This window comes from Snodgrassella sp. B3837 (assembly GCF_026535955.1).
Classification (GTDB): Bacteria; Pseudomonadota; Gammaproteobacteria; order Burkholderiales; family Neisseriaceae; genus Snodgrassella; species Snodgrassella alvi_E.
Genome location: NZ_JAFNPI010000015.1, coordinates 204,308 through 219,759, shown reverse-complemented (window position 1 = coordinate 219,759; position 15,452 = coordinate 204,308). Strand labels below are relative to the sequence as shown.

Below are 15,452 nucleotides of genomic sequence, written 5' to 3'. Positions count from 1 at the left end.
CAGAACAGAATTACTCCTTTTAATTATATTGGTTTGCTGAAATAATCATGTCTAAAACAATTACTGTTATTTGTCCCAAATGCCATACAGAAAATACCGTTGCAACACCACCGCGCGACGGGGGACGTGTTGTGTGTCAGCAGTGTCAGCATCAATTTACGGTGGTCTCAAAAATCCGCACCAATAAAAACGTCACCCCGCCAGCGTCAGCCGGTAAAAAACAGAACTCTGCTGCCGAGAAACAAGTACCAAATGCTGATGAGGTCATGGATATGCTTTCCAGCGCACTGAATCTCAATCAGCCCAGTAGCAGACGGGCACAGATATTTACCAGTGCACCTACCCCTAAAAACACGGCTGTCATCGATAAACGGCCGAATTTGAATACCCTACTGAATCAGGTATCCAACAAAATAGAAATCCGTTTGCCTACTGTGACCGAACCGGAACCAGAGCAGCTGCATAAGCCTCAGCCACAGCTAGCCAGCAGCGAACTGCTGCTCAATCCGGCACCGATACCACAACCGGAAAAAGAAACACCGGCCACAAGCAACACTCCGATACCGGTTGCCGAAGAAAACACTACTAACATTTCCATGAACAGCAATGTGAATAACCTGAATAATCTTGTTTTTACCTTATTGCCTAATGACAATCCAAATCAGGCGGATGTACCATTATTGCTCAATGATGCTATCGAAAAAACCGATGCCATCCATGCCAAAACCGAATTCTTGCATCACCAGCAGGACAAATTATCCAAAGAATTTAACTGGACACTGGCCACCATTGTTGCACTTACTGTGCTAATGATGCAGTTATTTTATTTAATGGCAGTAAAATGAGCACCTCAACAGGTAATCAGGACAATTTTCACAATCACCGTTTTGTTCACGACTTTCGCCAAGCCTCACCGTATATTCATCATCTAAACGGTAAAACAGTGGTACTGGCCATCAGCAGCCACGTACTGGTCAGCAACAAACTACCTGCACTAGCCGCCGATATTCTGCTACTGACCAGTTTGGGTATGCGCTTGGTTATCATTCACGGTTGTAGCCAGTTTATACAGGCTATAGCCGGTCAGAACACAGCCAACAGCATCGACGAAAATCCCATTACTGATGAACGCGCTCTGGAATTAGTCAAACAAGCCAGCGGCATTGCCCGGTTTAATCTGGAAGCTGCCTTGTCGATGATACCGACACAAGTTATGGAGCACAGTGCACCCAATGTACGTCTTGCTGGCGGAAATTTTCTGCGCGCCAAACCATTAGGCGTGATTAACGGTGTCGATATGAGTTACAGCGGCTGTGTGCGTAAAGTTGATGCAGCTGCCATTGAAGAACGGCTGGCTCATAATCAGCTAGTATTAATCAGCCCGATAGGCCACTCGCTTAGTGGACAGTGCTACCGTTTGCAGGTCAATGAAGTTGCTCAGGCAGTGGCAGAAGCCATTCATGCAGAAAAACTGATTTTTTTGGGTACACAACCGGGTCTGCTCGATGAACAGCAGCAAACCATCAGTGAACTCAATTGCATTGAAATCAACCAATTGCTGGCCAAGAGCGTAATGAATAAACGCCAGACCGAACTTTTGCAAACAGCAGCACACGTACTGGAGCATGGCGTACAACGCGTCCATGTAGTATCCGGTCTACAGGACGGCAGCTTGCTACAGGAGCTTTTCACGCGTGAAGGTAGCGGTACAGCAATGGCTAAAGCGCCGTTTATGCGTGTGCGGCCGGCTGAAAACAAAGACATCGGTGATATCCTGCAACTTATTGCCCCGCTGGAGGCCAGCGGTATACTGTTGCCGCGCGACAGTGAATATATGGAAAACCACATTCAAGAGTTTTTTGTGCTCGAGCAAGATTGCTACGTATACGGCTGTGTGGCACTGCATGTTTACCCTGATGCACAAGCCGGCGAGCTGGCATGCCTGATTGTTTCTCCGTTTGCTCGCGCACGCGGATACGGTGAACTATTACTGGCACATGTTATTAAACAGGCACGGCAATTGCAGCTTCAGACATTGTTTGCGTTAAGTACCCACACCGGTGACTGGTTCGTCGAGCGCGGCTTTACCTCAGCCACACTGACGCAATTACCTCTGGAGCGGCAGCAGCAATACACCAGCAATAAACGCCAGTCTAAAATATTTAGCCGTCAGCTTTAAACGCAACCAGCCCAAAATCTTTTACAATCTACCCTTTTCCCCGATTGCCATAAAGGAAGACACATGAGTCATATGGTGCATTGCGTCAAACTAGGCAAAGAAGCACCCGGATTGAAATTTCCGCCCTTCCCCAATGAACTAGGTAAACGCATTTACGATAATGTATCGCAGGAAGCCTGGGACGGCTGGTTACGTTATCAAACCATGATTATCAACGAAAACCGGCTTAGTCTGGCGGATCCACGTGCGCGTCAATATATCACCCAGCAAATGGAAAATTACTTCTTCGGAGACGGCGCCGACCACATCAGCGGTTACACTCCACCAGAAGAATAATCAGTAAAGGCTGTCAGCCTGCTTAGCAGGTACACAGCCTTTTCTTTTGCCAGATTAAGGTAATATAGTTTTTATGGTGATACAGCTTATTAAAAGTGATTTATATCGTTACAGTGGCCGAACAGATTGGCGTGCTTTCCTACGTCATTATCTATGTAATCGTGGCTTTCGATTTACCTGCTGGCTGCGGCTGGCTTCAGCCACAAGCACATGGCGCAAATTGGCTTACCCGATGTATGTCTGGCAGAAGCACCGCAGCGGTATCATCATTAGCCCGCGTACGCCCATCGGCTATGGACTCTATATCGGTCATGGTGGTCCATTAATCATTAATAGCAGCGCACGGCTGGGTGAGAATGTCAACCTGTCCCCCTATACTGTTATCGGTGCCAACAACGGACCGGCAGCCAGAATAGGCAACAATGTCTACATTGGTCCTAACTGTAACCTAATTGAAAATGTTCACATCGGCGACAACGCCACCATTGGTGCGGGCAGTGTCGTTACCAAAAACATACCAGCCAACGCCACCGCTGCCGGAAATTATGCCAAAGTTCTGAATTATCATCAGCCCGCACAGTTTATCCACAACCGCTGGCCACCAATGGCAGCAGACAAAACTTGACCTACAGCCAAAACAGTGCGAATGTTAACTAATTAACACCAAACTGACACTCTCTTACTCTAAATGACAGTAACAGGTATGCTCCATGTCCGAAACTAAGCCGCATCTACTCTGTCGTGAACTCAGCCTGCTCGCATTCAACCGTCGCGTTCTGGCACAGGCACAGGATACACAGGTTCCACTGCTCGAACGTTTACGCTTTTTGTGCATCGTTTCCTCCAATCTGGATGAATTTTTCGAAGTACGCATGGCTTGGCTGCGCCGTACCCGTGCTTTGTCACCACATACACCTCTGGCCAACGGCGAACTGCCAGACACCGTTATTGCCCATGTCACCAAAGAAGCACATGCCATCATTGCTGAGCAATATCGCCTATTCAACGACGAATTGATTCCAGCTTTACGTAATGAAGGCATATCTTTTTATCCACGCAGTGCATGGAGCGAAGCTCAGCGGCAATGGGTAGCCGATTATTTCCGCCATGAGCTGTTGCCCATTCTGACACCTATTGGACTGGATCCGTCGCATCCATTTCCGCGCTTACTCAATAAATCACTGAATTTCGCCGTCGAGCTGGAAGGAAAAGATGCTTTCGGACGCACAGGGGGAATGGCCATCGTACAGGCACCGCGCATTCTGCCGCGGGTACTGAAAATGCCTAGAGAATTATGCAACGGCCACGATGGTTTCGTATTCCTGTCTTCCATTTTGCATGCTCATGTACATACCCTCTTTACCGGCATGACCGTAAAAGGCTGCTACCAATTTCGCATCACCCGCGATAGCGACTTAAGCGTGGACGAAGAAGATCTGGAAAATTTGCGTACTGCAATAGCCGGTGAACTACAGGGACGCCAGTACGGTGAGGGTGTGCGGCTTGAAGTAGCCGACAACTGTCCGGCACATGTATACGATTTTTTACTCAGCCACTTTCATCTCGGACGAGATGAACTGTATCGAGTGAATGGGCCGGTGAATCTGGTACGTCTGATGGCGGTACCCGATATGGTAGAACGTAACGATTTAAAATTTACTCCCTTTATCCCTGGCACACCAGCCTTACTGAGTAAAAACCGCGATCTATTCAGCATCATTAGCCAGCGGGATGTTCTGCTGTATCACCCTTATCAGTCTTTTGAGCCAACAGTGCGTCTGATTCAAGAAGCAGCGGATGACCCACAGGTTGTCGCCATTAAAATGACCATCTACCGTACCGGCAGTAACTCCGATTTAGTCAAAGCACTGATGAAAGCAGCAGTAAGTGGCAAACAAGTTACTGTCGTTGTCGAACTGATGGCACGATTTGATGAAGAAACCAACCTAAACTGGGCTGGCCAGCTAGAAGCAGCCGGCGCCCACGTTGTCTATGGCGTCTTCGGCTACAAAGTGCATGCCAAAATGGCACTGATTGTACGCCGTGAAGAAGGTATCCTGAAACGTTATGCTCATGTCAGCACTGGCAATTACCATCAAGGTACCAGCCGCATCTATACAGATCTCGGCCTGATGACCTGCAACCGCGATATCAGTGTCGATGTCAACACCGTATTCATGGAAATCACCGGACTGGGACAACCGAATCATCTGAATAAAATCGCCCAGAGTCCGTTTACGCTGCACAAAATGCTGCTTGACAGCATCAACGGCGAAATCGAACAAGCAAAAGCCGGCAAAACCGCACGCATCATAGCCAAAATGAATGCACTGGTCGAACCCACCATAGTCGAAGCATTATATGCAGCCAGTCAGGCTGGGGTGCAGATCGAATTGATTGTGCGTGGGATGTGTGTGCTGCGCCCTGGCGTAAAAGGGCTGTCGGAAAATATTCGCGTGCGTTCCATTGTCGGCCGTCTGCTCGAACATGCACGGGTATTCTATTTTGAAAATGGTGGTGATACCAAAGTCTGGATATCCAGCGCCGACTGGATGGGAAGAAATCTCTTTCGCCGCGTGGAAATCTGCACACCAATCGAAACACCAGAGCTGAAACAACGTATAATTAAGGAAACACTGATGCTCGCTCTGGCCGATAATCAGTGTGCGTGGCAAATGCAGCCGGATGGTCAGTATCAGCGTATTAAACCAGCCACCAACGAACAGCTAACCAATATGCAGAATTTGCTGATTGAACGCTATCGGCAGCAATAAAGCGGTGAAACACTCTAAGAGCCATAGAGCTGAAATAATATTGCAGCAAGCAGTTTAGCCAGTGCCATGGCAAAAAAAGCAAGGTTATCCGTTTGGATACCTTGCTTTTCTTTTACTTAATTTTAATTATTGATGACCGGTACTGCCAAAACCGCCTTCGCCTCGATTGCTGCGAGCAAATTCATCAACCACAGTGAACGCGGCCTGCATCACCGGCACAATCATCATTTGTGCAATTCGTGCCAAAGGCTCAATCACGTAAGCCTCCTGACTGCGATTCCACAATGATACTTTCAGTTCTCCCTGATAATCTGAATCAATCAGCCCCACCAAATTACCAAGCACAATACCATGCTTATGTCCCAAACCAGAGCGCGGCAGTATTAGGGCTGCGTAGCTAGGGTCAGCCAGATAAATCGCCAGACCAGTAGGCAACAGACAACTTTCTCCCGGTTGTAAAGTAAGCGGAGCATCAATACAGGCACGTAAATCCAGACCTGCTGAACCAATAGTAGCATATTGGGGTAACTGCTCCGCCATCAGCGGATTCAATATCTTAACTTGTACAGATAACTCAGAAGCACTCATAACTCGTCTTTAAATAAATTTCACACAAAAATACCACTTGCAATCTACTGGCAGAATCAATTAGCGCTGAACAAAAAGCTGAGCCAGCCGCTCAATAATAGCAGTTGCCGTATCGTCTTTACTCATTTGCGGCAAAACGGTTTCTTGTTCATCATCCAATAGTATCACCTGATTTGTGGCTTTACCCATGGCCTGACTAACCTCATTCGCAACCAACAGAGGCACACCTTTCTTCACTCGCTTAGCACGTGCATGTTCCAGCACATGCTCACTTTCAGCAGCAAATCCAACACAGAAAGGTGCATCCGGCCGGCCGGCCACCGTAGCGAGAATGTCAGGATTCTCCGTAAGCTCAATTACCGGCGCCTTTTGTCCAGCCTGTTTTTTTAGTTTATGTTCACTACGGTTGCTAACCTTGTAATCGGCTACCGCTGCCACCGCAATAAAAACATCTTGCTGTGGCAGTAATCGCTGTACTGCCGCCAGCATCTCGTCAGCACTGCTTACCTGTTCAGCAAAAGCCATCCCAGCTGCCAGCGGCGTCTGAATCTGTCCGTACACCAGAGAAACACTCGCACCAGCAGCGCGGCAAGCCCGCGCTAGAGCCATACCCATCTGTCCGCTAGATATATTGGTAATCCCGCGCACTGGATCAATAGCTTCAAATGTTGCTCCGGCTGTAATCAAGACACGCTTTCCAGCCAGCAGCGGCACTGTCCATACATCAGCAAGCAATTCAGCCAATTCGGCTGCTTCAAGCATACGCCCGCTTCCCACCTCACCACAGGCCTGTTCTCCATCAGCCGGTCCTAGTATCTGTACCCTATCCTGTCGCAACAAAGCTAAATTGCGTTGATTGGCCGGATTATTCCACATTTGTACATTCATAGCTGGCGCCACTGCCAGCGGGCAACTGCGTGCCGAAGCCAACGTGGTAAGCAAATTATCCGCCATCCCATGGGCAATTTTAGCCAGAGTATTTGCAGAAGCCGGCGCAATCAGCATCACATCAGCCTGACGGCTCAGATTAATATGTGCCATACCATTACCGGATAAACCATCATGCGTATCCAGCAACACCGGTTCTCCGCTCAGAGCCTGAAAAGTAGTCGGGCTGACAAAATCAGTGGCTGCCTTTGTCATCACCACATTCACCTGATGTCCTGCCTTTTTCAGCAGCCGAACCAACTCACAGCATTTGTATGCAGCAATCCCACCACAAATACCCAACAATACCTTCTTCTTCATTACCATACCCTGAACTAGCCTGCAGCAAATGCAACAGACAACTTAGCTGACCAGACAGAAAAATAAAACAAACTAATTGATTAATAGAAAAAATTTTTGCATAATCAATCAATACCGCCCACAGGCTCGACAGCTGAAAACGACACACGTTGAGTATAGCCGTACAACAAACTGGCTACCCCAGCCTAAACGAAAATATAACAGACAATTATTACATGGTACACTAAGCAGCACAGCGGCTGCCAGCCACATCACAGCCAATCATCACAGCCATACCAAATCCTAACAAAAATTAATTCAGGTTAGTAAATTACCACTAAATACCTGATTTCATGCTAAGTTATACCCTGAGTGGAGAATTTAATTGTATTAACACTTAAATTTCATTGCCCCACACAAAATGCTTGCATACAATGCCTCCCCTAAAGCAGGAGCAGAATCGTTTTTGCACCGTTCTTTACACATTACTGTAAACATCCCTATGCCGAGCATTGGCTGGAACGATTTTTCTGGAGTAACACATATCATGAGCGAAAACGCAACCACCAATCCAGGTGCCGATCCCGCACATTACTTACAGATTAAAGACATTGTCAAAACCTATGGCGACAACTACGCTGTAGACCATGTCAACCTTACCATCAAAAAAAATGAAATCTTCGCCTTGCTTGGCAGCTCCGGCAGTGGGAAATCAACGTTGTTACGCATGCTGGCTGGCATGGAAACGCCCACACAGGGACAGATTATCCTAGATGGTGAAGACATCACCAAATTGCAGCCCTACGACCGCCCCATCAACATGATGTTTCAAAGCTATGCACTGTTTCCACACATGAGTGTTGAACAAAACATCGCATTCGGTTTGAAACAGGATAAGCTACCGAAAGATGAAATCAGTGCACGGGTAGAAGAAATGCTGCGCCTAGTGCAAATGACAAAATACGCCAAACGCAAACCGCATCAGCTTTCCGGCGGTCAGCAGCAGCGTGTTGCACTGGCACGCAGTCTGGCCAAACGCCCTAAACTATTGCTTCTGGACGAACCGCTGGGTGCTCTCGATAAAAAACTGCGTCAGCAAACCCAGCTCGAACTAGTAAACACTTTGGAAAAAGTGGGCGCCACCTGCATTATGGTTACCCATGATCAGGAAGAAGCCATGACTATGGCCTCACGCATTGCCATCATGTCCGACGGACAATTGCAGCAAGTCGGCACGCCTTCCGATATTTACGACTACCCCAACAGCCGTTTTACTGCTGAATTCATGGGTGAAACCAACATCCTTGCCGGCAAAGTGACTGAAGACGGTGCCGACCACACCATTATTCATTGCCCCGACCTGCAACAGCTGGTTTACCTCGGACACGGCATTAGTGGTCCAGAAGATCAGAACATCTGGTTATCCATTCGCCCTGAAGACATTAACATTTATCGCGAACAACCGCAGCAGGAATACAACTGGACAGCCGGCATTGTGAAAGAAATTGCCTATCTCGGTAGCTTCGGTATTTTCCATATCCAACTACCATCCGGCAAAATCATCAAAAGCCAGGTTTTATCCTCCTACTGGGAACAATACAGCATCCCCATGCCAACATGGGAAGAAAAAGTTTACATTAGCTGGCCAGACAATCAGGCAAGCCCGCTGACCCACTAACAGCTGCAGGAGCTTAAACATGAACTGGTTTAACCGTCTCAAAGGCCTGCGTCCTTCACAGGGTCTTGTTATAGGCATTCCTTACATCTGGCTGCTGGTACTATTTCTGGTACCCTTTTTCATCGTACTCAAAATCAGCTTTGCCGAACAGGATATTGCCATTCCGCCGTATACCCCGCTGTATCACATCGACGGCGAACTGGGTCGGATAAACATATTGGTCAGCTATCAGAATTACGCCGATATCTTCAACGATTTTTGGCATTCACTCGGACAAATGCTGCTCGGTAATCGCGGCGACAACATTTACCTGCTGACATACTGGTTATCCATTAAAACCGCCCTTACTACCACTGTAATCTGCCTGCTTGCCGGCTATCCGATTGCTTACGCCATCGCGCGCGCACCTGAAAAAATCCGCAACGGTCTGTTACTGACTATCATGCTGCCATTCTGGACCTCATTTCTGCTGCGAGTTTATGCGTGGATGAGTCTGCTCGGCCATAACGGCATCATCAATACCTATTTAATAAAATGGGGACTGATCAGCCATCCGATAGACATGTTTTACAACTCATTTTCCCTGAATCTCGTCATGGTATACGCTTACCTGCCATTTATGATTCTGCCTTTGTACACCCAGTTGGTAAAACTGGATAATCGCCTGCTCGAAGCAGCCGCAGACTTAGGTGCCGGCCCGATTAAAGCCTTCGTATCCATCACCCTGCCCTTATCCAAAGCCGGCATCATTTCCGGCTCCATGCTGGTATTTATACCCGCCGTAGGCGAATTTGTGATTCCTGAGTTGGTAGGCGGTCCTGAAAATCTGATGATTGGTAAAGTTTTATGGCAGGCATTCTTCGACCAAAACAACTGGCCGCTAGCTTCTGCCGTAGCCGTCATCATGGTAATGCTGCTGGTTATCCCAATTGCTTTATTCCACCGTTACGAAAATCGTGAAATTGAAGAAGGAGCCAACCATGCATAAGCACACATCGTCTTGGTTTCTAAGAGGCATGCTGTTTTTGGGATTGGCTTTTTTGTACATGCCACTGGTTATTCTGATTATCTATTCCTTCAACAACTCAAGGCTAGTCACCGTATGGGGCGGCTTTTCTACGCAGTGGTACGGCAAGTTATTACAAAATGAGCAGATACTGGATGCCGCATGGTTGTCAGTACGTATAGCCCTGTGTTCGGCCGCAGCAGCCGTTATTCTGGGCACACTCGCTGGCTACGCCCTCTCACGCATCAAGCGTTTCCGAGGCAATACCCTGTTTGCGGGTATGGTATCCGCACCAATGGTGATGCCTGACATCATCACTGGCCTGTCTATGCTGTTGCTGATTATTCAGGTACAGATGCTGTTACAAAACAGCGCTTTCAGCTTTTTGTATTTCGAACGCGGCTTTTTTACTATTTGGCTAGGTCACACCACCCTGTGCATGGCTTATGTAACGGTGATTATCCGCTCGCGTTTATCGGAGCTGAATCAGTCACTGGAAGAAGCAGCCAAAGATCTTGGCGCAAGGCCATTAAAAGTATTTTTCTTGATTACCTTGCCATCCATCGCACCAGCCATCGCTTCAGGTTTTCTGTTATCCATCACCCTGTCACTGGACGATTTGGTTATAACTTCCTTCCTATCCGGCCCCGGCTCCTCCACCTTGCCCATGATAATTTTCTCCAAAATCAAACTGGGTCTGGATCCACAAATGAACGTACTGGCCACCATCATCATTGCATTGGTCGGCACACTGGTTATCGGCATCAACTACTTCATGATGAGGCAAAATACCCGTCGCGAACGCGAAATGGCCGAGGCCTATCGCCAGAGTCAACTACTGGAAGCCAGTAAATCATAATATCCCAGCACAGCAGTTATCCAGACAAACGATAACTGCTTTTTTATTTCTGCACTCAGATTCCCACCATACTCATGTCTGACACATTCCTTTCAGCCGAACCAGTACACAGCTACTATCAGGCCAGCCAGCACCAACACACACAATATCCGAGCTTACAAGGTCTTTTAGAAGTAGAAACATGCATCATCGGTGGAGGCCTCAGCGGTATCGGCACTGCCTTACCACTGGCTCAGCAGAATCGCAGCGTTGCCCTTATAGAAGCAGCACAGATTGGCTACGGAGCTTCCGGTCGCAATGGGGGTCAGGTAATTTATGGCTATGCAGCTGAAATGAGCAAGATAGCCAGTATGATTGGCCAGCAAAATGCACAGACCTTATGGAAGTGGAGCTGCGAAGCCGTCAATCTAGTAGAACAGCAAATACGGGAATACAACATAGATTGCGACTGGCAGCGCGGCTATGCTCATGTTGCCATTCGCCCGCACCATATGCATGCTTTAACAGCATGGGTAAAGGAAGCAGCCACAAACTACCAGTTTCACGATTATCAAATTTGGAATCAGACTCAGTTGCAACAGCAATTGGCCAGTGAGCGCTACTGTGGGGCTATTTTTGACCAGCTGGCTGGGCATCTGCATCCGCTTAATTACACCCATGGGCTGGCAAAAGCTGCCGCCAGCGCAGGGGCATTATTATTCGAACATTCACCCATGCTCAATCTTGAACCATGGCAACACGGCTATCGTATTACCACACCGAATGGCTCTATAGTTTCCAAAAACGTGGTACTAGCCGTTAACGCCTTTACCCGTAGCCTGCACCACCCTCTTACTCAAACACTGGAAAGCAAAATTCTGCCGGTAGGCACCTACATAATTGCCACTGAACCACTAGGTGAACAAGCGACGCAGCTTATCCGCAACAACATGGCCGTATGTGATACCCGCTTTGTACTGGATTATTTCCGCCTTAGTGCTGACAACCGACTACTTTTCGGTGGCAAAGTCAATTATTCCGGCCAAGAACCTGCTCAGCAACAACTTATACGCAGCATGCGCAGCGATATGCTAAAAGTGTTTCCACAGCTGAATGACGTACGAATAGAATATACTTGGGGCGGACGGGTAGACATTAGCATGAATCGAGCTCCTCATTTCGGCCGTCTCAATCCACAACTTTATTTTTTACAAGGATTTTCCGGTCACGGCATGGCTGCTACCGGGCTGGGTGGTCAGATAATTGCCGAAGCCATCAGCGGAGATGACAGCCGCCTGCGTTTATTTGAAACCATCCCGCATCGAAACTTTCCGGGTGGTAAGCTGCTGCGCCTACCTTCACAATGGCTGGGCGTTGCTTATTACCGTCTAAAAGATTTATTACCTTAAATTAAAGAGTAACCAACCCAACTATAGTACAATCAATTCCCAGTTTTAAGATTCAGCAATAAATTACATGTCCGTTTCCGATACTCATGCTTTTTATCAACACGCTCTAGAACAATGCCTGCGCATACAAACCGGCCTGATGCAAAGCCATACACTGGCAAACGGAGAAAAAGTTTGGGTTCGGCAGGCAGGGGCACGCAACAGTATATGGCGCTATCGCTTATTAAAAATTGTTCAGAAAATCAGTGGAATAGACATTCTACTACCCGTACCCAATCTGGGTGGTATATCCTCATTGCAAACCGAAGCAACCCGCCTGCAAACACTTAGCACAGCTGGTGTACAGGTACCGGCTATTCTGGCTCAGCAGCCTGATGCTTTGATGATTAGCCACATGGGCGAACACAATCTGGAAAAAGAGTGGAAAAAGCAAAAATCCGAGCCTGAAATCCTGCTGCAACGCTGGCAACTTGGCCTTAACGCGATAGAAGATGTTCACAGGCGCAACCAATATCTAAGTGAAACCTTTGCCCGCAACATGATTTATATCAACCATAACAGCATTGGCTTTATAGATTTTGAAGACGATCCATTGTCTGTAATGACTTTGCCACACTGCCATGCACGGGATTGGTTATGCTATCTACATTCCGGAGCTCGTTTAATGCAGGATTTTGGCGTTGCTGAACAGGCTAAAGCATTGTGGGACAGTATTCTACAACAACAGCCACAAGAGGTGTTTCAGACAGTAGCCAAAAGCCTGCGTAAGATTCGTTGGATGCGCCATTTCAACGCCAACATTTATGGTAAGGACACAATCAAACTGGCCGCCATGGCTACTTTTGCCTAAGCCCAGATTTTCACGTTCTTCCTGCACAGATTAAGCATCCAAAGCAAAAGGCTGTAGCCATCTTCAGAGCTACAGCCTTGTTTTTTACTCAGCTTGAAAATTTATCCAACTGCCTTCTGACAATGCATAACCATCTCCTGCAACATCCACGGCTGCAACAGCTGAATATGTTTATGCTCCACTTTAATCCAGCCTTCTTGCTGGAATTTCGACAAAGTACGACTTACCGTTTCCAGCTTTAGTCCCAGATAGCTGCCAATTTCTTCACGTGACATCCGCAAAATAAAATCATTGGCGGCAAATCCACGGAAACTCAAGCGATGCGACAAATTAACCAAAAAGCCGGCCAAACGTTCTTCTGCACGCATATTGCCCAGCATTAGCATCAGTTCCTGTGTGCGGAGAATTTCCTGACTCATCAACCGATAAAAATGTATCTGCAATGAAGGCAACAAACTACCGGCATCCTCCATATTATTAAACGGCAGCTCACACACCTCACTATCTTCCAGCGCCACCGCATCACAGCCATGATTGTTGTTACAAATACCATCCAGACCCAGCAGTTCACCAGACATAAAAAAACCAGTTACCTGATCCCGCCCATCCTGACTATTGACTATCGTTTTAAAAAAGCCAGTACGCACAGCAAAAATTGCTGTGAAAGGTTCACCGGCACGAAACAGATATTCACCTTTTTTCAGGCGACGGCTCTGGCGAATAATTGCCCCAAGATCAGTGAGTTCACGTTCTTTCAGCATCACCGGCATACAAAGAATATGCAAAGAACATTTCTCACACAGTTTTTGAACTATTTCGCCCTGTTTATGCAATCTGATCATAATTAATTTATTAAATACCGGTTATTTTCTGAGAAAGAACATCTATAACAACACATTGACACAAATCAAAATTATTTAAAACAATCATTCACTATACTGACATAATCAATTGAAATTTGCATCAGACCCTGTTCTAATGCAGAATAGACCTGATATGTAGCCAATGCTTTACTTTACTCGCGCATGTGCTTATTCTACCACAAATAATTATCACTCTTATCTATTTCCACCGAGCTTGCAAACCAGAATAATCACTACCAACATATGAACACACGACGCTTCAACATCGAATTTGACCGCAACCTCATCGCATCCCTACCCTCATCCGGCCCACGCTACACATCCTACCCCACAGCAGACCGCTTCAACACCAGCTTTACCGCAGCACAATTGAAGTCTACCTTACAACAAAACATCGGCATACAGCCTGTATCACTGTACGTACACGTTCCGTTCTGCAATACCATATGCTATTACTGCGGCTGCAATAAAATCATCACCAAAGACACCAGCCGTGCTGATCTCTATATTCAGTATCTAGACAAAGAGCTGGCTTTACTGGCTCAGAATTGGCCGGGTAAGCCTTTACTGGCACAGCTGCATTTCGGCGGAGGTACGCCCACCTTCCTCAATAACGAGCAGCTAAGCCACATCTTTGCCAGCATCAGCCGCTACTTCACGCTCACAACAGACGGCGAATATTCAATCGAAATAGACCCACGTAAAGTTACCGCTGATACCGTTGCTCATCTGGGCAAACTTGGTTTTAACCGCATGAGCGTCGGTATTCAGGATTTCAATCCTGCCGTACAGCAAGCGGTTAACCGCATTCAGAGCGAAGCCGAAACTCGGGACGTCATCGAAGCCGCGCGCTGTAATGGCTTTCATTCAGTCAGTGTGGACTTAATCTACGGCCTACCGCATCAGACAGAAGCATCTATGCACTGCACACTTAGACACGTGCTGGAACTAATGCCGGATCGTATCGCCATGTATCACTATGCCCACCTGCCACATCTGTTTAAACCACAACGGCGCATAGATACCAACGCTGTACCAGACAGCAGAGTTAAACTGGATATTCTGCAAAACACCGTTCAGTACCTGCTGGAACAAGGCTACATTTTTATCGGTATGGATCATTTTGCCAGACCAACCGACGAACTGGCCATCGCTCTGTCAGAGGGACGTCTACAACGCAATTTTCAAGGGTATTCTACGCACGCTGATTGCGATTTAATTGCTATAGGGGTGTCCAGCATTAGCAAAATTGCCAACATTTATAGCCAGAATGAAAAAGAACTCACAGCCTACTATCAAGCACTAGATGAAAACCGCCTACCGGTAATGCGTGGATACCAGCTCAACGCTGATGATATTCTGCGCCGGCAAGTCATACAGGATTTAATGTGTCGCTTCCAGCTCAGTTTTCAAGATTACCGCGAAGCCATGCAGAAGCCTTTTCAAACCTATTTCGCAGCTGAACAGACTGATTTACAGCAACTTTCGCAATTAGGACTGCTCAACCTTTCGGATGATCAACTTCAAGTTACCCCCAAAGGACGTCTGCTGATACGCAACATCGCCATGATATTTGACTACTACCTGCGACAAAAACGCACCGAAGCCCAATATTCGCGTACATTATAGCGAGTTAAAGCCATCAGCAAGCACTCGTTTACCCGTAGCAAAGCTAATGTTGCCAGAATTAATAAAAGCAACTAC

At 47.2% G+C, this 15,452-nt stretch carries 14 protein-coding genes; 11 read left to right on the top strand and 3 right to left on the bottom strand.

What is annotated here, in order from left to right; all coding sequences use genetic code 11:
• Positions 1-47 precede the first annotated feature (47 nt).
• From J3U67_RS06150 to ppk1, 5 genes are all read left to right on the top strand, one after another.
• Positions 48-845, top strand: a complete 798-nt coding sequence (locus J3U67_RS06150; RefSeq protein WP_267404285.1) for a hypothetical protein — start codon at positions 48-50, stop codon at positions 843-845.
• A complete protein-coding gene (gene argA / locus J3U67_RS06145; protein ID WP_267404283.1) occupies positions 842-2,179 on the top strand; it encodes an amino-acid N-acetyltransferase in 1,338 nt (445 codons plus the stop codon). The genes J3U67_RS06150 and argA overlap by 4 nt, the downstream gene beginning before the upstream one ends.
• Positions 2,180-2,242: 63 nt before the next feature.
• Positions 2,243-2,515, top strand: a complete 273-nt coding sequence (locus J3U67_RS06140; RefSeq protein ID WP_100140344.1) for an oxidative damage protection protein — start codon at positions 2,243-2,245, stop codon at positions 2,513-2,515.
• Between the two features lie 73 nt (positions 2,516-2,588).
• On the top strand, positions 2,589-3,140 hold the full coding sequence (locus tag J3U67_RS06135; RefSeq protein ID WP_267404281.1) for a serine O-acetyltransferase: 552 nt from the start codon (positions 2,589-2,591) through the stop codon (positions 3,138-3,140).
• An 85-nt stretch (positions 3,141-3,225) separates the two neighbouring features.
• Positions 3,226-5,289 carry a polyphosphate kinase 1 gene (gene ppk1 / locus J3U67_RS06130; protein ID WP_267404279.1) on the top strand — a complete coding sequence of 688 codons (2,064 nt, stop codon included), beginning with the start codon at positions 3,226-3,228 and terminating at the stop codon, positions 5,287-5,289.
• Between the two features lie 126 nt (positions 5,290-5,415).
• Here ppk1 and dut read toward each other — a convergent pair whose 3' ends face one another.
• Positions 5,416-5,877 carry a dUTP diphosphatase gene (dut, locus tag J3U67_RS06125; protein WP_267404277.1) on the bottom strand — a complete coding sequence of 154 codons (462 nt, stop codon included), beginning with the start codon at positions 5,875-5,877 and terminating at the stop codon, positions 5,416-5,418.
• Positions 5,878-5,937: 60 nt separating this feature from the next.
• Positions 5,938-7,125: a bifunctional phosphopantothenoylcysteine decarboxylase/phosphopantothenate--cysteine ligase CoaBC gene (coaBC, locus tag J3U67_RS06120; protein ID WP_267404275.1), complete on the bottom strand. Its 1,188-nt coding sequence runs from the start codon at positions 7,123-7,125 to the stop codon at positions 5,938-5,940.
• 526 nt (positions 7,126-7,651) lie between these two features.
• Here coaBC and J3U67_RS06115 point away from each other — a divergent pair.
• From J3U67_RS06115 to J3U67_RS06095, 5 genes are all read left to right on the top strand, one after another.
• Entirely contained in the window at positions 7,652-8,782 is a 1,131-nt protein-coding gene (locus tag J3U67_RS06115; RefSeq protein ID WP_267404273.1) for an ABC transporter ATP-binding protein, read from the top strand.
• A gap of 19 nt (positions 8,783-8,801) precedes the next feature.
• Positions 8,802-9,770, top strand: coding sequence for an ABC transporter permease subunit (locus J3U67_RS06110; protein WP_267404271.1), 969 nt, complete (start codon positions 8,802-8,804; stop codon positions 9,768-9,770).
• Positions 9,763-10,647, top strand: coding sequence for an ABC transporter permease subunit (locus J3U67_RS06105; RefSeq protein WP_267404269.1), 885 nt, complete (start codon positions 9,763-9,765; stop codon positions 10,645-10,647). The genes J3U67_RS06110 and J3U67_RS06105 overlap by 8 nt, the downstream gene beginning before the upstream one ends.
• A gap of 74 nt (positions 10,648-10,721) precedes the next feature.
• On the top strand, positions 10,722-12,035 hold the full coding sequence (locus tag J3U67_RS06100) for an NAD(P)/FAD-dependent oxidoreductase (protein ID WP_267404267.1): 1,314 nt from the start codon (positions 10,722-10,724) through the stop codon (positions 12,033-12,035).
• A gap of 67 nt (positions 12,036-12,102) precedes the next feature.
• Complete coding sequence (locus J3U67_RS06095; protein ID WP_267390588.1) at positions 12,103-12,885, top strand: hypothetical protein; 783 nt, start codon at positions 12,103-12,105, stop codon at positions 12,883-12,885.
• Between the two features lie 101 nt (positions 12,886-12,986).
• Here the strand turns inward: J3U67_RS06095 and fnr are convergent, their stop codons facing one another.
• Complete coding sequence (fnr, locus tag J3U67_RS06090; RefSeq protein ID WP_100140354.1) at positions 12,987-13,727, bottom strand: fumarate/nitrate reduction transcriptional regulator Fnr; 741 nt, start codon at positions 13,725-13,727, stop codon at positions 12,987-12,989.
• A 264-nt stretch (positions 13,728-13,991) separates the two neighbouring features.
• On the opposite strand from fnr, the gene hemN reads away from it, so the two are divergent.
• Positions 13,992-15,377, top strand: coding sequence for an oxygen-independent coproporphyrinogen III oxidase (hemN, locus tag J3U67_RS06085; protein WP_267404264.1), 1,386 nt, complete (start codon positions 13,992-13,994; stop codon positions 15,375-15,377).
• The last annotated feature ends 75 nt before the right edge of the window (positions 15,378-15,452 follow it).